The sequence below is a fragment of the Microcoleus sp. T2B6 genome, assembly GCF_036700475.1.
Lineage (GTDB): Bacteria > Cyanobacteriota > Cyanobacteriia > Cyanobacteriales > Microcoleaceae > Microcoleus.
In genome coordinates this window covers 18,026-39,416 of the sequence record NZ_JAUBOZ010000027.1, presented here as the reverse complement: position 1 = coordinate 39,416, position 21,391 = coordinate 18,026, and the positions used below count along the sequence as shown (strand labels likewise).

Annotated in this window: 18 protein-coding genes; 9 read left to right on the top strand and 9 right to left on the bottom strand. The window is 46.3% G+C overall.

What is annotated here, in order from left to right; all coding sequences use genetic code 11:
- Positions 1 to 39 precede the first annotated feature (39 nt).
- The 3 genes from carB to QUA00_RS14455 all read right to left on the bottom strand — a co-directional run bounded on the left by carB (position 40) and on the right by QUA00_RS14455 (position 4,606).
- On the bottom strand, positions 40 to 3,351 hold the full coding sequence (carB, locus tag QUA00_RS14465) for a carbamoyl-phosphate synthase large subunit (RefSeq protein ID WP_333410071.1): 3,312 nt from the start codon (positions 3,349 to 3,351) through the stop codon (positions 40 to 42).
- 742 nt (positions 3,352 to 4,093) lie between these two features.
- A complete protein-coding gene (locus QUA00_RS14460) occupies positions 4,094 to 4,339 on the bottom strand; it encodes a hypothetical protein (RefSeq protein ID WP_333410051.1) in 246 nt (81 codons plus the stop codon).
- Between the two features lie 60 nt (positions 4,340 to 4,399).
- On the bottom strand, positions 4,400 to 4,606 hold the full coding sequence (locus QUA00_RS14455) for a hypothetical protein (RefSeq protein ID WP_333410050.1): 207 nt from the start codon (positions 4,604 to 4,606) through the stop codon (positions 4,400 to 4,402).
- A gap of 554 nt (positions 4,607 to 5,160) precedes the next feature.
- Between QUA00_RS14455 and QUA00_RS14450 the strand changes: the two genes are divergently transcribed.
- The 4 genes from QUA00_RS14450 (at position 5,161) to QUA00_RS14435 (ending at position 8,706) form a co-directional block, all read left to right on the top strand.
- Positions 5,161 to 5,418: a hypothetical protein gene (locus QUA00_RS14450; protein ID WP_333040861.1), complete on the top strand. Its 258-nt coding sequence runs from the start codon at positions 5,161 to 5,163 to the stop codon at positions 5,416 to 5,418.
- Positions 5,411 to 6,634 carry a murein transglycosylase A gene (locus tag QUA00_RS14445; protein WP_333410049.1) on the top strand — a complete coding sequence of 408 codons (1,224 nt, stop codon included), beginning with the start codon at positions 5,411 to 5,413 and terminating at the stop codon, positions 6,632 to 6,634. The genes QUA00_RS14450 and QUA00_RS14445 overlap by 8 nt, the downstream gene beginning before the upstream one ends.
- A gap of 250 nt (positions 6,635 to 6,884) precedes the next feature.
- Positions 6,885 to 7,595 carry a tetratricopeptide repeat protein gene (locus tag QUA00_RS14440; RefSeq protein WP_333410048.1) on the top strand — a complete coding sequence of 237 codons (711 nt, stop codon included), beginning with the start codon at positions 6,885 to 6,887 and terminating at the stop codon, positions 7,593 to 7,595.
- Between the two features lie 223 nt (positions 7,596 to 7,818).
- On the top strand, positions 7,819 to 8,706 hold the full coding sequence (locus QUA00_RS14435) for an ROK family protein (protein ID WP_333286050.1): 888 nt from the start codon (positions 7,819 to 7,821) through the stop codon (positions 8,704 to 8,706).
- A 250-nt stretch (positions 8,707 to 8,956) separates the two neighbouring features.
- On the opposite strand, the gene QUA00_RS14430 is transcribed toward QUA00_RS14435, so the two are convergent.
- The 3 genes from QUA00_RS14430 to QUA00_RS14420 form a co-directional block, all read right to left on the bottom strand.
- The gene (locus QUA00_RS14430; RefSeq protein ID WP_333104639.1) at positions 8,957 to 9,379 is read right to left on the bottom strand and encodes a hypothetical protein; all 423 of its coding nucleotides are present in this window, start codon (positions 9,377 to 9,379) and stop codon (positions 8,957 to 8,959) included.
- Between the two features lie 614 nt (positions 9,380 to 9,993).
- The gene (locus QUA00_RS14425; RefSeq protein WP_333143212.1) at positions 9,994 to 11,652 is read right to left on the bottom strand and encodes a CTP synthase; all 1,659 of its coding nucleotides are present in this window, start codon (positions 11,650 to 11,652) and stop codon (positions 9,994 to 9,996) included.
- A 106-nt stretch (positions 11,653 to 11,758) separates the two neighbouring features.
- Positions 11,759 to 12,715, bottom strand: coding sequence for an Rpn family recombination-promoting nuclease/putative transposase (locus QUA00_RS14420; RefSeq protein WP_333410047.1), 957 nt, complete (start codon positions 12,713 to 12,715; stop codon positions 11,759 to 11,761).
- A gap of 248 nt (positions 12,716 to 12,963) precedes the next feature.
- Between QUA00_RS14420 and QUA00_RS14415 the strand changes: the two genes are divergently transcribed.
- From QUA00_RS14415 to cutA, 4 genes are all read left to right on the top strand, one after another.
- On the top strand, positions 12,964 to 15,507 hold the full coding sequence (locus QUA00_RS14415; protein ID WP_333410046.1) for a VIT domain-containing protein: 2,544 nt from the start codon (positions 12,964 to 12,966) through the stop codon (positions 15,505 to 15,507).
- A gap of 362 nt (positions 15,508 to 15,869) precedes the next feature.
- A complete protein-coding gene (locus tag QUA00_RS14410) occupies positions 15,870 to 16,769 on the top strand; it encodes a pentapeptide repeat-containing protein (protein WP_333410045.1) in 900 nt (299 codons plus the stop codon).
- Between the two features lie 186 nt (positions 16,770 to 16,955).
- Positions 16,956 to 17,141, top strand: a complete 186-nt coding sequence (locus tag QUA00_RS14405; protein ID WP_333410044.1) for a hypothetical protein — start codon at positions 16,956 to 16,958, stop codon at positions 17,139 to 17,141.
- 209 nt (positions 17,142 to 17,350) lie between these two features.
- A complete protein-coding gene (gene cutA, locus QUA00_RS14400; RefSeq protein ID WP_333286054.1) occupies positions 17,351 to 17,671 on the top strand; it encodes a divalent-cation tolerance protein CutA in 321 nt (106 codons plus the stop codon).
- A gap of 67 nt (positions 17,672 to 17,738) precedes the next feature.
- On the opposite strand, the gene QUA00_RS14395 is transcribed toward cutA, so the two are convergent.
- Positions 17,739 to 18,278, bottom strand: a complete 540-nt coding sequence (locus tag QUA00_RS14395) for a DUF2231 domain-containing protein (protein WP_333286056.1) — start codon at positions 18,276 to 18,278, stop codon at positions 17,739 to 17,741.
- Positions 18,279 to 18,328: 50 nt separating this feature from the next.
- Entirely contained in the window at positions 18,329 to 18,607 is a 279-nt protein-coding gene (locus tag QUA00_RS14390) for a hypothetical protein (protein WP_333143218.1), read from the bottom strand.
- A 211-nt stretch (positions 18,608 to 18,818) separates the two neighbouring features.
- Here QUA00_RS14390 and QUA00_RS14385 point away from each other — a divergent pair, with 211 nt between their 5' ends.
- Entirely contained in the window at positions 18,819 to 19,991 is a 1,173-nt protein-coding gene (locus QUA00_RS14385; protein ID WP_333410043.1) for an FAD-binding oxidoreductase, read from the top strand.
- 279 nt (positions 19,992 to 20,270) lie between these two features.
- On the opposite strand, the gene QUA00_RS14380 is transcribed toward QUA00_RS14385, so the two are convergent.
- Positions 20,271 to 21,389: an ATP-binding protein gene (locus tag QUA00_RS14380; protein WP_333410042.1), complete on the bottom strand. Its 1,119-nt coding sequence runs from the start codon at positions 21,387 to 21,389 to the stop codon at positions 20,271 to 20,273.
- Positions 21,390 to 21,391 lie beyond the last annotated feature (2 nt).

The window sequence follows — 21,391 nt, the reverse complement described above, 5'->3', positions numbered from 1 at the left end:
GTCCGCGCTGCACACCCTAAACATAGGGTGTTTCGCCCTCTAGGCTTGCGGGTAATAGTCTTGAATTGCTTTTACTTCCATCGGGTAGGATTTGAGCGATCGAATTCCCGCTGCTGTCGCTTTGGCACCGGCTATTGTGGTAATAATCGGGATTTTGTAAGTCAAAGCTGTGCGGCGGATAAAGATGCCGTCGGCGCGGGATTCTTCGCCGGAAGGCGTGGTGATAATTAGTTGAATTTTCTCATTCTTGATCGAATCCAACAAATTCGGCCGCCCTTCGTGCAGTTTCAATTCTAAATCTACCTGTAAACCTTGCTCTTGCAAAACTTTGCGTGTCCCGTGGGTTGCGACTACTCTGAAACCCAATTCTAAGAATTCCTTGACAACGGGTACAACTGCTAGTTTGTCCCGATCGCGCATCGAAACCAGCACAGTTCCAAACAGCGGCATCATTTGTCCAGCACCGAGTTGAGCTTTGGCAAATGCTTTGCCAAAATCGGTGTCAATTCCCATGACTTCGCCGGTCGATCGCATTTCTGGCCCTAACAAAGTATCAGTTCCCGGAAACTTAGCAAAGGGCAATACAGCTTCTTTTACCGAAACATGAGTGGGTATAATCTCTTCAGTAAAACCCAAAGCTTCTAGAGTTTTGCCCGACATGACTCGCGAGGCCATTTTTGCTAAGGGAACTCCGATCGCCTTGGAGACAAAAGGCACTGTTCGAGAAGCGCGCGGGTTAGCTTCCAAAATGAAAACTTCTTCCCCTTGAACGGCAAATTGAATATTCATCAACCCGATCACTTTCAGCGATTTTGCTAATTCTACAGTCCAGCGGCGGATTGTTGCCAAAGCTGCATCAGAAAGCGTTTGGTAAGGGATAGAACAAGCAGAGTCGCCGGAGTGGATTCCCGCTTCCTCGATGTGCTCCATAATACCGCCGATCGTCACATTGCCAGTAAGATCGGCGATCGCATCGACATCCACCTCGATCGCATTCTCCAAGAACTTATCAATTAAAATCGGATGCTCCGGTTCTACTAGCACGGCATAGGTCATGTAACGTTCCAATTCCGTATCGGAATAAACAATTTCCATTGCTCGCCCGCCTAACACGTAACTCGGTCGCACCACTACCGGATAACCGATGCGTTGAGCTACTATTAAAGCATCCTCAAAACTACGGGCTAAACCGTTAGCAGCTTGCTGAATATCCAATTTCCGCAGAATCTTTTCAAATCGCTCCCTGTCTTCAGCAGTATCAATGGAATCCGGCGAAGTTCCCCAGATTTTTGTTTGTACATCGGGGTGATTTTCGAGAGCTTTTTGTAAAGGCAGCGCTAATTTCAGCGGGGTTTGTCCGCCAAACTGAATAATTACTCCCTCTGGATTTTCGGCTTCGATGATGTTGAGAACATCTTCTTTTGTTAGCGGTTCAAAATACAGGCGATCGCTCGTATCGTAATCCGTCGAAACCGTTTCCGGGTTCGAGTTGACCATAATTGTCTCAAAGCCGTCTTCTCCTAGGGAATAGGAAGCGTGACAGCAGCAGTAATCAAACTCAATTCCCTGTCCGATCCGGTTCGGCCCGCCACCTAAAATCATCACTTTTCGTTTGGTAGAAGGCAAAACTTCCGACTCCGGCGCGAGACTGTGGCCCACAGGCGAAACTTTCTTTTCTTCATCGCCCAATTCCCAAATTGCCGCTCCCGCTTCGTAGGTGGAATAATAATACGGTGTAAACGCTTCAAATTCAGCGGCACAGGTATCGACGGTTTTGTAAATCGGAATTACGCCTAACTGTTTGCGGTAAGCGCGGACTTGATCTTCCGATGTTTTGGTGGCGTAAGCAATTTGGCGATCGCTAAAACCCAACTGCTTAACTTCAAACATTGTCTCTTTTGTGAACTGTTCCAACCGGGTTCGTTTCAAGAACTTCTCAGTTTCCAGCAATTCCTGCATTTTATCCAAAAACCAAGGATCGATTGCTGTGAACTCGAAGATATCTTCCACCGACATTCCCATCATCATCGCGTGGCGAACTGTAAAAATGCGATCGGGATTTGGCGTCCGCAATCCGGCGCGAATTTGTTCCAAACTCGGTAACTTTTCCGGTTTGTCGCACCCGAAACCCGCGCGGCCTGTTTCCAATCCCCGCAGGGCTTTTTGGAACGATTCGTTGAAGCTGCGCCCGATCGCCATTACCTCCCCAACTGACTTCATTTGCGTTGTCAGAGTCGGTTCGGAACCGGGGAACTTTTCAAAGGCAAATCGGGGAATCTTCGTCACCACGTAGTCAATTGTCGGCTCAAAAGACGCCGGAGTTTTCTTGGTAATATCGTTGGAAATTTCGTCTAGACTGTAACCTACCGCTAATTTTGCAGCCATTTTGGCAATAGGGAAACCAGTTGCTTTCGAGGCCAAGGCGGAGGAACGGGAAACCCTAGGGTTCATTTCAATAACGATGAAATCTCCGTTGACAGGATTGACGGCAAATTGAATATTGGAACCGCCGGTTTCAACTCCGATTTCGCGAATAATTTTCACCGAAGCATCCCGCAGGCGCTGATATTCTTTGTCTGTGAGAGTTTGCGCCGGGGCGACGGTGATAGAATCGCCGGTGTGGACGCCCATCGGGTCGAGATTCTCGATCGAACAAATAATCACCACATTATCTGCCAAATCCCGCATTACTTCGAGTTCGTACTCTTTCCAACCAATCAAAGATTGTTCGATCAAAATTTGCGATACTGGACTGGCATCAATCCCGCCTTGTGCCATTTCTTCAAATTCTTCTTGATTGTAAGAAATGCCGCCTCCCGTGCCGCCCATTGTAAAAGCAGGACGAATAATTAACGGATAACTGCCGATTTGGTGACCAATTGCTTTGGCTTCGTCGAGAGTGTTGGCAATTCCCGAAGGGCAAACTGCGACCCCAATTCGCGCCATCGCTTCCTTAAATAATAGTCGATCTTCTGCCATTTCAATTGCTGGCAACTTAGCACCAATCAACTCGACGTTGTATTTTTCTAAAACGCCATTTTTAGCGACTGCTACTGCTAAATTTAGCGCAGTTTGACCGCCCATAGTCGGTAAAACTGCTTGAGGTCTTTCTTTAGCGATGATTTGTTCGAGGATGGCTGGCGTTAGAGGTTCGATGTAAATGCGATCGGCAGTTTCCGGATCGGTCATAATCGTTGCCGGGTTGGAATTCACCAACACTACTTCAAAACCTTCTTCTCGCAAAGCTTTGCAAGCTTGTGTTCCTGAATAGTCAAATTCGCACGCTTGACCGATAACAATTGGGCCGGAACCAATAAGAAGAATCTTTTTTAAGTCTTGACGACGGGGCATAGGTTCGTAATTAGTAATTGGACAAGGTGGAGGATTAATTTGATATTTTGCATCAGTCTTAGAAACAGGCTTTCTAAGCTGTTCCCCCCAAAGCTTACTCAAAATAGTGCAAGTTTTGTTGTTAATTTGAAATTGTGCACCATTATCAGCCTTTTGGAAGCAGAACCTCGGAACTCCGGCCCACAGACACCCCCAGCTAACCAGAAATATTGATGAGAAAAGGGTGCAGTCGATCGGTAAATCAAGACTATTTTAAGTGTTGCGGTCAAATCGTGTTCTAAAATACACAATCCCTGTATTCCGCCACATTAATCATTGTAGAGACTTCGGCCAAGGCGTGTCCTGACTGTGGGGAACGGGTAGAATTAACCGGGTTGGATGATGAAATTTCCCGTATCTTGCGGGCCGGGACGCCATCGCCCTCGGAGGATGTGACAATCGTAGATATAGCCATGTAGCCACGGCGATGGAGGACACGGCAATACCTTGTGCAAAGCGTGTCAACTTAAGCCCATCGTCCGCCAGTCCTCCCACCCGCCCGTCAGTCCGCCAGGGAATGAATTCCCTGTCTAATAGCTAAAGTCCTCTCAAGAGGACTAATGAGTTTAAAAGTCTTCTTCTGAGTCCTCATAGCGAGGACTTGAGTTTTGAGGCAGGGGTTTCAACCCCTGTCGGACTGCGGGTTTAACGTGTTTGTTGACACGACGAAAGGCACGGTGTCGTGTCCCTAGCGTATTTCAGCCTATTTTTGGGCTTTGCGCGATCGGCGAATGAGTACGCTTATAACTTGTCCCGGCTGTGCGCCTCGCTGTGGCGGACTCCAATCGCCAACAGCCGCAAATCCCAGTCGGTACAAGGTGTGGATGGTTTCTAACACGGCTGCGCGGGAACCGACAACCGTTATCCGCACGACTTCCTGTTCCGATACTGCTGAGTCGTCATTTGGACGCGCGGATAAGTTATCGTCAGGCACGAATTCCTGTGACATAATATGGTCTCCTGGTTTTTGGTTTTCTAGGAAAACCCAAAAACCCAGCCGCCCCGCACGTTAACACAGAGCAGGGCGGCTACAGAGAATGTTAAAATTCTCAACTAGCCTCCATACTGCCGTAATCAGTTTGGCGGTTAGCTGTCCATTGCTGTTGGTAGCAGCTTTGGGCAGTGCAACTAGATTTTTGAGCGACGCGGGCTGCTTTCTCTTTGAGGAAAGCAGCCTTATTTTCACAGCGTAGCCGCAGATGGGGGCCGCCGTCAATTGATTTTAGATTTTAGATTTTAGATTTTAGATTGAGATTTTCCTGCAACAACTCAATCGATTTTAGATTTTAGATTTTAGATTGAGATTTTCCTGCAACAACTCTCTGGTCTCTCCCACCCTCCCCTTCTCCCCAGGGCTGTTTCATTCTCAAGAAAACGATGATTTTGACTCTTGTAGTGCTACCCCTACTCCCCGTGCCTACCCTCCCCATCCACGATTTGCTCGTGTTTTAGAGATTGGGGCAGCCACGGGGGGCTGCCCCTACAAGAGAATGAAACAGCCCTGCCCGTCTCCCCTTCTCCCCCTCTCCCCCTCTCCCCCTCTCCCGTCTCCCCCTCCCTCAACCCAACCTACTAGATGAGGGAATGCGCCGAGGAAGATGTAAAATATGGAATCGTTCCAAAAGCTTAAAATCAAAAATCAAAAATAAAGATATGCCTAGAACTCAAGTGCGAATATTCCATGCACCTGCTGCTTGAGGGCAACCACATCAATTTGAGATTTGAGATTTGAGATTTTAGATTGTCCTCCAACAACTCTCCCCATCTGCTATGCCTAGAACACCCAGCGAATATTCCGTGCACCTGCTGCTTGAAGGCGGCCACCGCGAAGAAGTGCGTTTCGCAACGCTGCAAGATTTTCAAAAGTGGTACAGCAGTACGCTGGTGCCGAAACAAGATTCAAGAGAATTTCTTAATGTCCCGATTAAAAATATTCAAGGCGAATACATGGTAGTTCGGCCTACCAGCGTTCTCGCAATTCGCGTAGAACCGATATTTACTTCTAGCGTCGAACGATTCGATGAATAAGGAAAATAATCAATTCAGTAGGGAAGATTGGAAATTGAGCAAGATTTTTCGCTATCAGCTATTAGCCATTGCCTGTTGCGTTTTGGCGATCGCTTTTTCGGTGCCCGCCGTTGCAGCCCCGCCCCTGCAACCAATGAGTGTAAATCAATTACAAGCGAGTGGGTTGGAGTCGATCGCCTTTGACGCTCAAATCTGGGGCGAAAATGGCAAACCGGGCGATAAAGAATTGCTGTTAAAGTCGATCGACCACAGCCTCCGCTATCTCAATACATCGGCCGCCGCCACTGCTTACAGCCGCTATCCAGTAGCAGGAGTTACGCGCGATCGAGTCCGCCGTTCCCTCGATCGATTCCGCCAATTAGTTGTCAGTTCCACAACCCCAGCACAACTTCAGGAATCTGTCAAGCGCGAGTTTGTATTTTACAAATCCACGGGCAAAGATGGCAAGGGAACAGTCGCATTTACAGGTTATTTCGAGCCGACTTACGCAGCATCTCGCACGCCGAATTCCGAATACCGTTATCCCCTGTACCGGATGCCGCCAAACATGGCATCTTGGCCGAAACCTCACCCGACAAGATTGCAATTAGAAGGCGCAGATGCTTTGCAGGCAAGTAAAGGATTGCTGCGAGGATTAGAATTAGTTTGGTTGCGGGATCGATTCCAAGCATTTCTCGTGCACGTCCAAGGTTCTGCGAGATTGCAACTAACAGATGGTAGCGAGATGACCGTCGGTTTTGCAGGCAAAACCAGTCACAGTTATACAGGAGTCGGGCGAGAATTAGTTAAAGACGGAAAGTTTACTTTAGAAGAGTTAACTTTGCCGAAACTAAGGGAATATTTTACCAACTTTCCCGCAGATATGAACAAATATTTGCCGAAAAATGAAAGCTTTGTATTCTTCCGGGATAGTAATGGAGCTCCAGCCACAGGAAGCATTGGAGTGCCAGTAACTGCCGAAAGGTCGATCGCCACCGACAAAGCTTTAATGCCACCCGGTGCACTAGCATTAATTAGTACAAAACTCCCTTATCCGAATGCGGCGGGACAACTCGAACAAAATGCCGTGAATCGGTACGTTTTGGATCAGGATACGGGCGGTGCAATTAAAGGGGCGGGGAGAGTTGATGTATTTATGGGAACGGGGGATTTAGCGGGCGATCGGGCCGGTTATATCAACTCAACTGGAGAACTGTATTATCCGCTTTTAAAGTAGATTAATTCTACTTCATCAGGACTTACGCACAGCCTCAATATATAGTGTTTTGTAGGGGCAAAACCCACGCCCGGTTGCCCCCATACCTGGGATGATTGCGTAAGTCCTATTCATGTGATTGTTTGCTGTGCGTCGCAATCCCGGACACAACAGTGCCGTCTCCCTACAGATATCGCGGACAATCTATATGCAATGCTACTTTTGATAATTGCTATAAAATAGAAAATACCCCACCTTCGCAACCTCACAAATGCTCAACAAAATTCTGCAATTCTTCAAACGGCTAATTCAGCGGCTGTTCGGAACCCCAAGCAAACCCTCCCCGCCTTCGGGAAATACCGCCATCCGCCCAACATTAACTGACGCGGAATACGAATCGAAATTCATGGAAATTCTCGAAGGGGTGAATGCCGGCTGGAGTCGAGGAGATGTAGCGGGATTCTTAATCGCAAAACGCCTTAAAGATGGTGAATTGGCTGCTTGGCTGCGACGGTTTGGGAAAAGATTGTTTGAGGAGGGCGGGCACGGGGGCACCGCCCCTACGGATGCGGTGGCATCGCTTCAGGAATTAGCGCAGCGGCTGGTATTGTTAGGTAGAATTGGCAGTGGGGAATTGTCAGAGGTGGCGCGGCAAATTGGGCGGGAGATATTGACACGGTTTCCGCTGCCGGAGGTTGAGGAAGAGGAGACAAAGGGGAGGGTGATTGAGGCGGTGTTTGTTGGGGATGGTTTGGGTTTTTCTGGGGAAGTGAACCGCAGAGGCGCTGAGGCTGCGGAGGCAGAATCGGAAGTTAATGTAGAGGCGAAAGCGTGGTGCGAGAGAGGGAATGAGCAGTATAATTTAGGAAGATTTGAAGAGGCGATCGCATCTTATACCCAGGCAATTGCTCTCCAACCAGATTATCACGATGCTTTGCACAACCGAGAGGTAGCGCAACGTAAGTTAGGCGAAATTAAATAGGCGAACTCGCTTGTCTCCCTAATTTTTGCTAGGTATTGCGATCTGTATGATACTATTGAGAATTAAGCGCAGTTTTCGTCGCTAATTATTATACACTAAAATAGGACTTTTAGGACTTCAGTCCTCACTAAACACTGAATTTGTAAGGTGCCAAGGCGGATAACACAAAATATTTATCCTATTAGGATTAATCGCAAATTCTTCCATCCCAAACCCAAATTGAATGACACAAGTAATCGGCATTGACTTAGGCGGAACCGCAATTAAACTCGGCAGATTTAGCGAAGACGGCATTTGTCACCAATCCTTAACTGTCCCCACCCCTCAACCCGCAACGCCAGAAGCCGTTTTAGCTACAATGACCGATGCTATTTTACAACTTAATCCGGTCGAAAATGGTGTAAGTGCGATCGGCATCGGTACTCCAGGCCCCGCAGACGCCGCCGGCCGCATAGCGAGAGTAGCAATTAACCTCAAAAACTGGCATAACGTCCCCCTAGCTGACTGGTTGGAAGCTAAAACCGGACTGCCGACAATATTAGCAAATGATGCCAACTGTGCCGGATTGGGAGAAGCTTGGTTGGGCGCAGGAAGGCAATTTAAAGACCTAATTTTAATAACTTTAGGTACAGGAGTCGGCGGCGCAGTTATCCTAGACGGCAAACTATTTGTAGGTCATCAAGGCGCGGCCGGAGAACTAGGATTGATTACTATAAATCCCGACGGCCCGGAGTGCAACAGCGGCAATCGCGGTTCTTTAGAACAGTACGTTTCGGTGCAAGCAATTCGCCGAGAAACGGGTTTGGAACCGCTAGAATTAGCAAATCTAGCTAAGTCGGCAGATGCCAAAGCTTTAGAATTCTGGCAAAATTACGGGCGCTATCTGGGTATCGGTTTGGCAAGTCTCATTTATATCTTGACGCCGGAAGCTATTATTATCGGCGGTGGAATTAGTGCAGGTGCAGAATTTTTCTTGCCGAAGGTTCGAGAAGAAATTGAGCAACGTGTACTGCCGAGTTCTCGCGAAGATTTGCAGTTATTGGTTGCTGAATTGGGCAATCAAGCAGGCATGGTAGGGGCAGCCAAATTAGCTTGGCAGCTTGTTCAATAGTTAAAATTTAAAAAAACAGCGCATTTTACTGCGCTTTTTTACTAAAATTAGAGTGCAACCTAAGCACTTTAGCTAAAAAAAAATAGAAGGAAGGTGAGGAGTTACTAAACATAGTCTCCTTCATTGTTCATGCTTCTAAACTAATGACTAATGACTAATGACTAATGACTAATGACTAATGACTCATGACTAATGACTAATGACTAATGACTACTGACTACTGACTACTGACTACTGACTAATGACTTCTTCATGGCAGAGATTGTCCAGTCGTATTTTTAATGTATTCCTGAATTTCTTGATAAGTTTCCGGGTTGCTTTGGCGCAGGATAATAATATTAGTTGCGCTGTCAGGCAGGCAAAAGCTTAGCCGACCGTTCTGTTCGCAAGCAAAAGAGCTAATTCGACTCATATCGATCGCAAATTCTTTGCGGTCATAATTAATTTTAATCCACGAACCTCTAGAATTGCGATCGATGGTTTTTTTTAGGTAATCGAGAACTTGCTTGTAAGCCTCAGAATTGCCTTGGGGATTGAGGATAATCGGCTGACTGCTATTAGGCAGCCAAAAGGTGATACGCTTGTTATCCAGTTCGCTAGAAAAAGCACTTATAGTGTCAAGGTCAATTATGTATGTACTTTTCTCATAAGTAATTTTGCTCCAATAAGCCACAAAGCCTCCTCAAACCGGTGTTTCCTGGTATTTTAGGATAATTTGACAACTCATACCATTTTAGATTTTAGATTTTAGATTTTAGATTGGGCATGACTGATGACTATCGGGGTTTGGAAGTTGCCTACAGTTGCATTTTTTTTTTGAAACTGGTATCACCCTTGAAATCCGTAAAAAGTTAAGTAAAAATATCAGCATTTTTACCCAATACGGTTCAGTTAAAACTATTTATTCCTCGGAGATCCCCCTAAATCCCCCTTAAGAAGGGGAGTAGGGGTTGACTTTGAGTAAGTTCTTGTCCCCCCCTTTTTAAGGGGGGTTAGGGGGGATCGAGCTTAACTGAACCGTATTGCATTTTTACCTTCTGCCTTCTGCCTTCTCCCTTGTGGTACTAGCCCCCCAGCCCTAGCATAGGGGTTGGGGGGGAGGTTTTTCACTCGTTGAGAATGCTGCCCGATATCTAGTCCGGTAAGTGCGACCCCTATCAAATCCTATTGGTCTGTTGGGTGGGTTTTGTAATGTCGATTGTCTGGGCGATTTGAATATTGTCTACTCGGAACCGCCCCTACAGACATCTAATATATCAGAACTAATCGATCGCACATGATATGAGATCAGTTTGCGACAACTTTCCCAGCCACCAAGTCGCGACCCTCATCTTCTAAAACATCCTGCTTTCCCTGGATGCTAGCGGCCTGGATAAACCCTTGAAACAATGGGTGGGGGGCGCTAGGTCGAGATTGGAATTCGGGGTGAAATTGGCAGGCTATGAAAAAGGGATGGTTGGGAAATTCGATCATTTCTACCAATCGGCCGTCTGGAGATGTACCGGAGACTGCATAACCTGATTCTAAGAAAAGATTGCGGTAGGCGTTGTTAAATTCGTACCGATGGCGGTGCCGCTCGTAAATCACTTCTTTCTGATAAAGTTTGAAAGCTAGCGTGTCTGGGTTGACACGGCACGGATACAAACCCAGTCGCATTGTACCGCCCAAATCGACTACATCTTGCTGTTCTGGCAATAAATTAATTACCGGATTTGCTGTATCTGGGTTAAATTCAGCGCTGTTGGCATCCTGTAGTTGGGCGATGTTGCGCGCCCATTCAATCACAGCACACTGCATCCCCAAACACAATCCCAAAAATGGAATTTTGTGGTGTTTAGCATATTCGATCGCCGCTATTTTGCCGTCAACTCCCCGAACCCCAAAACCTCCCGGTACAACAATGCCGTTGATACCTTTGAGATAATTATCGAGGTTTCCCGATTCTAAATCTTCTGAGTTAATCCAGTGTAAATTCAGGTCGCAGCCGATCGCAATTGCCGCGTGCCGCAAAGCTTCGACCACCGAAAGATAAGCATCGTTCAACCGCACGTATTTGCCAACTAAAGCAATATCAATTTTGTGATTGGGACTGTAAAGCCTGTTGACTAAAGTTTGCCACTGATGCAAATCTGGCTGGCGATGTTCGAGTTGCAGCAAATTGAGGGTTTGTTGGGCCAAACCTTCCTGTTCCATCATCAGCGGCACTTCGTAGATACTTTTAGCATCTTGAGCGGTGATGACACATTCTTCGGGGACGTTGCAGAATTCCGACAATTTCTGTTTCATGCCCAAAGACAGCGGGCGATCGCACCGACAGACTAAAATATCTGGTTGAATGCCGATCGATCGCAATTCCTTCACCGAATGCTGAGTCGGTTTAGTTTTCATCTCCCCAGCCGAAGGAATCCAAGGTATCAGCGTGACGTGCATATACACAACATTTTGCCGGCCGACATCCTTGCGAAACTGGCGAATTGCCTCCAAAAACGGCAAAGATTCAATATCTCCCACCGTTCCGCCAATTTCCGTAATCACCACATCGGGATTAGTATTTTTTGCTACCCGGTGAATTCGCTCTTTAATCTCGTTAGTGATGTGCGGAATCACCTGCACCGTGCTCCCCTGATACTCACCGCGGCGTTCTTTGTTGATCACCGCTTGATAAATGGAACCCGTGGTGACGCTATTGAGGCGAGACATGGAAGTATCGGTAAAACGCTCGTAGTGCCCCAAATCCAGGTCAGTTTCCGCACCGTCTTGCGTGACAAAGACTTCTCCGTGCTGAAACGGGCTCAGAGTGCCGGGGTCAACGTTAATATAGGGGTCTAGCTTCAAAATCGAGACAGAATAGTCCCGCGACTTTAATAGGCGGCCCAAGGAAGCACCGACAATTCCCTTGCCGATGCTGGAAACCACGCCGCCAGTCACAAACACAAATTTGCTCATAGGATTTTCGACTTTAGATGCTTCAATGTCAGGTCAGACTCAAATGTGACATAGGTAATCCATAAGGGCAACCACGGGGGATTGCCCCTACACCCATTTGACCAAATTATTGACGATTGTTATGTGCTTGCAACCAAGCTGTCAAATCTGACAAGGTGGCAAAGTCTAATACAGCCTCTCCTAAACTCTCTAATTCCTCAACGGATAACTGACTTATACAGGCTTGGATCTCCGGCGACAGTGCGCCTACACTACGTTCCAACTGGCGAGTAATTAATCGCAAATTCCCTTGTTTGATACCTTGCTCGATACCTTGTTCGATACCTTGCTCGATACCTTCTGCAAGGGCTATTTTGGTAGCTAGACTAATGGAGCCACGCTGGTCTTGAATGAAGATTTCTCGCTTCTCTAAATCATCTAGTTCCTGAGCATTTAGATTCGCTCTATTGGCAATTTTAAAAGCCTGTTTCAGTTCCTGTACATTTTCCAATTCTTCTGGAACAGACTGTAAAGCTTGAGCTGTTTTCATGAAGTATATCCACTTATCGGTCAAGGTTTCTAATTCATCTAGTCCCTTGTTGAATTTTGGTAACTCCACAAATACCAGCTCAAATTGATCCGCTAGATAATCTACTAAAAATGTCTTTTCTTTGAAGATGAAGTGCGAAATCACTGTGTCCATATTCTCAAACATTTTAAAATCTGTAATTGTCAGAGCAATCACAGGGTTTAAATTGCTGTAGCCACTTCCTGTGCTTAGCTGCATTGAATAAGTTTTAGTTGCATTATACAAAACCCGCTGCTGAAAGTATTCTACATTCAAAACCTGCATTTCAATAATCACAGTTTTGTCACCAGTAATCTTGGCTTTAACATCCAAGTAAGTATCTTTGATGCCTTTAATGTTTGGAGCTAAATAGGGGTCGATAATTTCTAAATCTTCGATAACGGGCTGTGCTTCGTAGAGGAGAGCATTTAAGAAACTAATCAAAATGTCTTTACTGTCATCCGAGCCGAATATTTTTTTAAAGGCAAAGTCGGTTTTGGGGTTGATAAAATTCATGGTAATTACAATTTATTAGGGTTTCAGGGGTTTCGGTTAGAGCTATTTAACTGTCGTCTAACTTAATTATACAATCTTGCAGGTTGGGCTCGATCGCCCGTTGGTGAAGCCCTCGAAGAGGATCGACCAAACCTGCTCGTTTGTGCAGCCCGTTTCTTCATTTTTCCCAAAAAGCTAACTCAGGAACGTTTTGCAAAGGGTAAAGTCATGGTAAACAAAGCACCTCAAGTCTGCTAAAAACAACAGCTATGAAGTTTGTCTGCGTTCTATCCCCTCAACGGTTGCTTTCTGCTGGTATCGCATTGATCGCGGCGATCCTCTTCGAGGGCTTCGCTAACGAGTGCGGCGCGTGGCTCGCTCCCAATGGGGCGCGGGCCAAGGCTCTTGGGGAAAATTATTCGTCTGTGTCGCCGAAAATCCTCGCTAGTAACGATGTTAATTGCAATGGCGGACGATCGCCACAAAATCGGTGTCCTGTCGGCGGTTTGTTCGTCAAAACTCCCAATACGACCTCAGAACAAGTCTTTCCTCTCAAGCAGACGGAAGTTAAAGCCAAAATAGCTGGCAATATCTCCCGCGTCGAAGTTGTTCAGAAGTTTGAAAATCCTTTTCCCGAATCTATAGAAGCTGTTTATGTATTTCCTTTGCCCGATGAAGCGGCGGTGGATGATATGGAAATTAAAATAGGCTCACGAATTATTAAAGCTGATATCAAACGCCGCGAGGAAGCTTTGGAAATGTACGAACAAGCCAGAAAGCAAGGCCGGAGTGCAGGTTTGTTGGAACAAGAACGCGATAATATTTTTACTCAGTCTCTGGCTAATATCAAACCGGGAGAAAAAATTGAAGTTACGATTCGCTACACCGAAAGTCTCAAGTTTGTCGGCGGCGATTACGAATTTGTGTTTCCAATGGTGGTAGGGCCGCGCTATATTTCGAGAAATTCGACCCCCCCCAACCCCCCCTTGCTAAGGGGGGGCGATCGTTCTGGTGCCGATCGCATTAACCCGCCTGTCTTGCCTCCGGGAACGCGATCGGGTCACAATATTGCTGTTTCGGTAGAAATAGATGCCGGAGTTGCGATCGGCGATGTCCGCTCTACTTCCCATCAAATTACAACTGACCGCAGGGGAAATATTGTGCAAGTACAATTAGCCAATTCTGACACAATTCCCAATAAAGATTTAATTTTGCGCTATCGAGTGGCGGGCGAAAATACGCGCTCAACTGTCTTGACTCAATCCGACCAGCGGGGCGGTCATTTTGCTACTTATTTGATTCCGGCATTAAACTACCAAACTAATGAAATTGTACCTAAAGATGTCGTGTTTCTGATGGATACTTCCGGTTCTCAAAAGGGCGAACCACTAGCAAAATCTAAGGAGTTGATGCGCCGCTTCATCCAAGGACTGAATCCCAACGATACTTTTACTATTATTGATTTTGCCAACACTACGCAAGCGCTTTCAACTACTCCTTTAGCGAATACGGCAGAAAATCGACAAAGCGCAATTAATTATATCGAAAAGTTGCAGGCTAACGGAGGAAGTGAACTGCTTAACGGGATTCAAGCAGTGATGAATTTTCCGGCGGCGGCTACGGGAAGGCTGCGGAGTATTGTATTAATTACGGATGGTTACATTGGTAATGAAAATGAAGTGCTGGCTCTGGTTCAGCAGAGTCTGAAACCGGGAAATCGACTTTATAGTTTTGGTGTTGGCGGTTCGGTGAATCGGTTTTTGCTCAACCGTTTGGCGGAAGTGGGAAGAGGCACGTCTCAAGTAATTCGTCAAGATGAACCGTCAGCAGAAGCAGCAGAAAAGTTTTTTAGTCAAATTAATCGTCCGGTATTGACTAATATTCAAATTAGTTGGGAAGGAATGGGGGAAAAACCGGAGATTTATCCGATCGCACCGCCAGACTTGTTTGCGAGTGGGCCGCTGGTTTTGTTTGGCAAAAAGACCGATCGAGCCGCCGGCCAACTTCGCATCCGCGGCACTCTTGCGGGCGGCAAAGCTTACGAGCAAGTTTTACCGGTTAATTTTGCTCAATCCGGCGGGCGGCAGCGGGAGTCTACTTCAGTCGCAGCAACCGCTACGGATTTTGGCAATCCGGCGGTAGCTCAACTTTGGGGGCGATCGCGCATTAAAGATTTAATGAATCAAATGTTTGGTGGCGAGACTAAATCTCTAGTGGAATCTGTGACTAATACTGCTCTGACTTATCGCTTGCTGTCGGAATACACGGCTTTTGTGGCTGTGAGCGAAGAAGTGCGAGTCGAAGCAGATGGAACTCGTCGTCGAGTGCAAGTGCCTGTAGAATTGCCGCAGGGTGTCAACTATGAGGGTATTTTCCAGTCGGAGGGGGCAGAGCCAACTAGAGGCGGCACTCGCAGCGTTACCTCGAATCGCAACTCGGCACCGGTGAGTCCAGCTCCTGCTATGGCGCCGCCGCGAGGTTACGGTGAGTTGCAACCATCGCAGCCAAAGGCTTCTCGCCTGCAAGTAGTTAGCGTCGAAGGGTTGGATGCAGGGGCGATCGCGGATTTGACTCAATACCTGCAATCTGTTAATCTCCCGGCGGGGGTTAGCGGTGAAACGGTATGGAAGTTATTGGTACAAGACGGCCGCGTTGCCCGATTGGCTATCGACACTAAAACCTCGACGCTGCAAGCAACAGACGCCGTAGAGGATCTCAAGAGGGCCTTGAGTTCCTGGCAACCTCCCGCAGGATTCAAGGGCACGCTGCGCCTGAAGTTGCGAATAATATCATTTCCGGTTACACCGGAATGATGTTGACGGTTGACGGTTCACTGTTGACAGTGAACAGTCAACAGTGAACAGTGAACTGGAATTTACTATTCCGATGCTAACGGATTTGATATAACGGTCGATCGTTAAGCAATGACTATCTATGTCAAGAAACATTAATTTTTAATTCAAAAATACCGAAAGCGGGATCGCTACCCCGTGGAAGATATAAAATCTTTATTAAGAGATTGCCTTTAAACAGAAAGTGATGTTATTGGGATTTATACCGTTTGAGGCAAACGCTGGAACAGTCTAATTTCTGAAACAGTCTAATTTCTGAAACAACCTTAAGATTAGAGATTTCTCGATCGAAACCCCCCCAATCATAGAAGGTATCACGCCCTATGGAAGTTAGCGAACTGCTCAACAATTACGAAAAAGGAGAAAGAGACTTTACTGGAGCCGACCTCAGCGGGAAAGACCTCAGCGGAGCAATCTTAATCGGAGTCAACCTTTCGCGAGCTAATCTTTCCGGGGCCAACCTCAGTAGAGCGTTTCTCACCAAAGCAACACTCAAAGGTGCACTGCTGCACAGAACTAATCTGAGTTTTGCCAAAATGGGTGAAACCCAACTCTCAGGTGCAGATTTGACAAAAGCCAATCTCAGCGGTGCTTTTTTGGTAAAAGCAAAAATGCCGAGAGCAAAGTTAAGCGGCGCAACTTTAACTGGCGCCAACCTGCGGGGTGCTGTGTTGTGGAATGCGAATTTGTGCAGCGCCGACTTGCAATTAGTTAACTTGCTGGGCGCGAATCTGACTGCTGCTAATTTTAAGTGGGCAAACCTTTACGGTGCAAGGCTCAATAGTGCAAAACTTTTTGGAGCTCAATTAACAGGAGTCAGTTTGCGGCGAGCGCAGTTGGCAGGGGTGAATCTCTGCGGTGCAGATTTAAGCGGCGTTAACGTGAGCGAAGCTAAACTAATGGGAGCTAATTTGGAAGGCTCGAATTTGGCGGGGGCGAATTTCAGCGCGGCTCAGTTGCGGGGGGTGAAGTTGGCGGGTGCAAACTTAACCGGGGCTAAGTTGAGGGGAAGTTGTTTGAGAGGGGCAAATCTGAATTGGGCAAAGCTGTGTCAAGCAGATTTGATGGCGGCAGATTTGAGCGAGGCGACGTTAATAGGAGCTAATTTAGATAATGCTTTGTTGGCTGGAGCTATTTTGCCGGAATCTACTAGGCGCTATTTTTCTTTAGCTGGGGCGGGCAGAGTCAATTCTTGGGAAGTTACGGAAATTAAAAATGGGTAATGGGGAATGGGGAATTGGTAATTGGGAATATCAAATCTGGTAACTACGCAATTATAGGTGAGTGTCAGCGTCCCGCTCGCACTGCTTTAAAATCAATCGACGCTCTCGCGCACAAAGAAACCGGGTTTTTTTACCGAGATTTAGGGTTTAAACTTACATCTTGCACATTTCTCAAGAACAGGCAAGATGCCTGTTCCACAAAGAGTGAATTTTCTTGTGGGGTGGGCATCCTGCCCGCCCATAAAAGGCTTATTGAGAATAGTGCAATATCTCAGTTTAAACCAAGTATTTTGGTTGAAAAACCCGGTTTCTCGGCATCGGTGCGTAAGTCCTATAATTATTAAACGTGGCAGATATCCGCGCCGGAGGTAGCCTGGGCCGTTTCCCTACAAGTGACTAAGCTCAAGGTTTTCTGTTGAAAATGATATCTTGCACCATTGTCAGCAACAGGCAAGATGCCTGTTCCACAAAATATAAATTTTCTTGTGGAACAGGCATCTTGCCTGTTCATAAAAAGCTAATTGAGAATGGTGCAACATATGAGTTGAAATCAATTCTTTAATCTAAAATCTAAAATCGTTATGACAATTAATTTTGGGGTGGTGCTGGTAACTGCTGCATCGGAGGCGGAGGCGGAGAATCTCGCGAAATCTCTAGTTGAACACAAGCTGGCTGCTTGTGTGAGTTTGTCGCCAATTCGCTCTATTTATACTTGGCAAGGCGAGATTCATGCCGAGTCAGAATGGCAGTTGCTGATTAAAACTGATTTGGCTAAATTTGAGGCTTTAAAAACAAAAGTTCAGGAACTCCATTCCTATGAAGTTCCCGAAATTATTGCTATTCCTATTATCGCTGGCAGCGATGCTTATCTCAATTGGCTGGGACAATCTTTAAGTTTGTAGTCAAGACTTTAGTCCTAAATTATCCAATGAAGAGGGAGTGAAGTCCCTACTAGAAATGGTCAGACACCTAGGAATTATGACTCGTAGGGCCGATGACGCCGATTTTGTGGCGAAAACTTAGTTCGCCGCCGAACCAGCCTGTAATGCCCAGCAAGGCTGCCACGACGATCGATATTGCTAAACCTGTATATACGATCGGCTCAGCCGGATTTCCTTGTCGCAACACCAGGTTAATCAGGGTAAGTACCATAACCGCCACATTGCCGCCCATGTGCAACCAACCGGCACTGCGATCGCGCACTCTTTTAACTTTGAAAAAATCTAAAAAGCCTGTGATTGCGGCCAAAATCCCCGCAGCAAAACCGACACCCATCAGCCAAACCGAAGCTCTCGCCCAAAACGGATCGCTTGTCAGCCAATAACCGATGTCCGTGCCCGCTGCTCCTACTAAAAAGGCTACCGGAAAGATGACGATGATGGGGTGGATGGGATGGCCTGCAATTGAAAGCGTACTCGTAATGCCGGCGTCGCGGTACTCTGCGTCGTCACTTTCGAGAATCGGCGGAAGATTGGGATAGGGCGTACTATTTCTGGGATTTGTTTCCATGATTTCTCTGATAACTTTTGTACAACAAAGCCGTTTTTATTGGATTGAACTTAATCCCAAACCCGCTCACCATTTTCGTCAACGCGGGCCTGCCGAATTACGTCGGAAATTTCGTCGGCGTCTTTGACGTGGTGCAAAGCTTTCTTTTCCCCATCCGGTTCTTCTACGATCACATAAGTTGGAACTGTAACAACATCTCCCGTGATGTCGGGTACGTGGTCTACCGCCAGTTGCTGGGCTTTTTCTTCGATGGTTTGCGGTTTGTCGGAAATGCGATCGCCCGGATTGACCGTGCGCTCCATATCTTTGCCTGGTTTGTCGATACTCATAAAAACCTCTCTGGTATTTCTAATTTTTTGCTGACTCTAATTCCTACTATTGAACGAAAAATATCTCTACCTAAACATCTCCCGACGGGTGGAAGTTTCAGTTAGGGCGATCGCAGGCAGCCTCTTCCTGTAGGTAGAGGTTTTTCGAGTGGTGCCGAAAAAACGTAAGCTAAAATCTAAGCATGATATTTTCATTCCCTTTGAGTTGCCCATGAAAAGTTACGATTGGATTGTTGTCGGCGGTGGCATTACGGGTGCGGCACTGAGTTACGAACTGGCAAAAAAAGGTTTTGCTGTGCTGCTTTTGGAACGAGATGCTACCATGCAAAATGCTACTCGTTTTAGTTATGGCGGCTTGGCTTATTGGTCGGGAACGACTGATTTAACTCGGCAATTGTGTCGGGAAGGTATCGAACGCCACCGCAATTTATCAGCGGAATTAGCTGGTGATACTGAGTTTCGCGAGTTGGATTTGTTGCTGACAATTGATGCGGGTTCCGATGCCGAAAAAGTGGCGGCTAATTACGCGCAATTTGCGATCGTTCCGCAGCTTTTGAGTGTTGCAGAATCGGGCGATTTGGAACCTTTGCTGAATAAAAGTGCGATCGCCGGAGCTCTGACTGTGCGTCACGGTCACATTTCGCCGACTTCCACAAATAAAGCTTATTGTCAAGGGTTTATAAGGTTGGGAGGCACTATAGAATTTGCTGAAGTAATTGGGTTTATAGAAGAGGGAAATCGGATTTCGGGAGTCAAGACGGTACAGGAAAGTTATGCCTGCGAAAATACGGTTATTTGTGCTGGAGGTTGGAGTCGGAGTTTACTGAAAGCCGCGGGTGTTTCTGTGGGAGTTTATTTTACTCGCACCGAGATTTTGGAAACTGCACCTGTGGATTTGAAACTCAGGACTTTGGTGATGCCTGCGGTATTAAAACGTTTTGAATTGGAAGCAAAATCGAGTAGAAATGAGGTAGATTTTCTTTGGGATGAACCTGGTAAAGAGTTGCTGTCGCCGATTTTAGATTCGGGTGCAATTCAGTTTAATGATGGGAGTTTGCGGATCGGGCAATTGTCTCGCACTTTGAGCGATTTGAATGCTAAAGTCGATCGCGAAACCAGCGAAACGGCAATTCGTACAGGAATCGGCAAGGTTTTGCCTGATTTGGCAGGTTTATCGGCAACTTGGCACGAGTGTAGTGTGGCATTCAGCGCTGATAATTTGCCTGTAGTGGGGCCGATTGCCGATCGCCCTGGATTGCACGTTTTTTCGGGTCTCAGCAATCCTTTGACTATTGTACCTGCTTTGGCTGAGCGATTTGCTAATGTGGCGGGGGGAGAAGAAGATAGGGCGATCGAGCTTTTGTCTCCCGATCGATTTGCTTAAAAATGATATCATGTCCGGCCTGATTGAGACTTGTATGAATTTTGTAGGGGCGGGTTCACTAACAATAATTGCCTGTAATCTACAATCTCATAAACCCGCCCCCCCGATACTTTTATCTCCTCTCCGTTGAATTGTCCGCGATGAAATTCTGTCGCGTGGTGGGGGCGGGTTTATGTAGATTGTTAGTCTGGATGATAGATTGTTGGTGAAACCCGCCCCTACAAGTATTGTGCTTATTTTACCGGACATGACTAATGACTACTGACGACTGACTACGGACTACTGACTACTAACTAACAAAGGCAGCGTGACAATAAATGTAGTACCTTTGCCGATCGCACTTTCCACACTTATTGTACCGCCGTGCAGGTCAACTATGTGTTTGACAATGCAGAGTCCCAAACCCGATCCTTTAATCTTGCCTACATTAGCACCCCGTTCAAACTGCTGAAATAGTTTTCCTTGATATTCCGCTGTCATCCCAATTCCCTCATCTCGAACGCACAAAATTATTTGCTGGTTTTCGCAGCTTAATTCTAAACTGACATTGCCGCCGTTTGGAGAATATTTAATGGCGTTTGAAAGCAAATTAGTCAGGAGGTGGTGCAGTAGTTTTGCATCGAGATTGGCGTGCAGCGGATTTGTTTGGCTGCGGAAAGTTACGAGGTGTTTTTCGGTGACTATCGGTTGCAGTTCTTCTAAAATAGAATTGCATAAATCCGTCGCATTAATCTGATTTAAATTTAATGAGATTTTGCCTGATTCTGCTTTGCTAAGCATTAAAAAATCTTCCAGCAACCCACTCATATTACTGACGGCTTTTTTAATGCGAGCGACATTTTTATTGGTAGTTCCGGGGGTTGTATGCAAGTCGCTATCTTCTAGCATTTCAGCCGATAACTGTATAGTAGTTAAAGGAGTGTTTAAATCGTGGTAAGCCATTGAGATAAAGCGCGATCTATTTTCGCTTTTTTCTGCTGCTAACGCCATTATTTTTTTCAGATTAACTGCTTCTTGATGTTTGCTCAGTGCTATCTTGATAGTGGCGTGCATTTCTCTTTCTTTAAAAGGTTTGAGCAGGTAGCCGTAAGAACCAGTATTTTCGGCTCGCTGCAAAGTTTCGTCGTCGGCATAGGCAGTTGTATAGATAATTGGTATATCTAATTCTTGATTAATTATTGCTGCTGTTTCTATGCCGTCAATGTCGCCCTTGATAACTATATCCATTAAAATTAAATCGGGTCTTAGTTCGCGGGCGCGCTGGATGGCATCCGATCCTGAAGAAACGATATCGGCGATTTGATATCCCAATTTTTCTAATTTAGGGGATAAGTTTTTAGCAATTAACAGTTCGTCTTCGACAATCAAAATATTAATTTCTTGTTCTGTCAAACTCATAT

Coding starts and splice junctions, on each gene's coding strand:
- QUA00_RS14460 (WP_333410051.1), bottom strand. CDS start 4,339: ATGTCACAGGAATTCGTGCCTGACGATAACTTATCCGCGCGTCCAAAT.
- QUA00_RS14390 (WP_333143218.1), bottom strand. CDS start 18,607: ATGAGTATCGACAAACCAGGCAAAGATATGGAGCGCACGGTCAATCCG.
- QUA00_RS14450 (WP_333040861.1), top strand. CDS start 5,161: ATGCCTAGAACACCCAGCGAATATTCCGTGCACCTGCTGCTTGAAGGC.
- QUA00_RS14410 (WP_333410045.1), top strand. CDS start 15,870: ATGGAAGTTAGCGAACTGCTCAACAATTACGAAAAAGGAGAAAGAGAC.
- QUA00_RS14440 (WP_333410048.1), top strand. CDS start 6,885: ATGCTCAACAAAATTCTGCAATTCTTCAAACGGCTAATTCAGCGGCTG.
- QUA00_RS14385 (WP_333410043.1), top strand. CDS start 18,819: ATGAAAAGTTACGATTGGATTGTTGTCGGCGGTGGCATTACGGGTGCG.
- cutA (WP_333286054.1), top strand. CDS start 17,351: ATGACAATTAATTTTGGGGTGGTGCTGGTAACTGCTGCATCGGAGGCG.
- QUA00_RS14445 (WP_333410049.1), top strand. CDS start 5,411: ATGAATAAGGAAAATAATCAATTCAGTAGGGAAGATTGGAAATTGAGC.
- QUA00_RS14380 (WP_333410042.1), bottom strand. CDS start 21,389: ATGAGTTTGACAGAACAAGAAATTAATATTTTGATTGTCGAAGACGAA.
- carB (WP_333410071.1), bottom strand. CDS start 3,351: ATGCCCCGTCGTCAAGACTTAAAAAAGATTCTTCTTATTGGTTCCGGC.
- QUA00_RS14395 (WP_333286056.1), bottom strand. CDS start 18,278: ATGGAAACAAATCCCAGAAATAGTACGCCCTATCCCAATCTTCCGCCG.
- QUA00_RS14420 (WP_333410047.1), bottom strand. CDS start 12,715: ATGAATTTTATCAACCCCAAAACCGACTTTGCCTTTAAAAAAATATTC.
- QUA00_RS14425 (WP_333143212.1), bottom strand. CDS start 11,652: ATGAGCAAATTTGTGTTTGTGACTGGCGGCGTGGTTTCCAGCATCGGC.
- QUA00_RS14415 (WP_333410046.1), top strand. CDS start 12,964: ATGAAGTTTGTCTGCGTTCTATCCCCTCAACGGTTGCTTTCTGCTGGT.
- QUA00_RS14435 (WP_333286050.1), top strand. CDS start 7,819: ATGACACAAGTAATCGGCATTGACTTAGGCGGAACCGCAATTAAACTC.
- QUA00_RS14405 (WP_333410044.1), top strand. CDS start 16,956: ATGCCTGTTCCACAAAGAGTGAATTTTCTTGTGGGGTGGGCATCCTGC.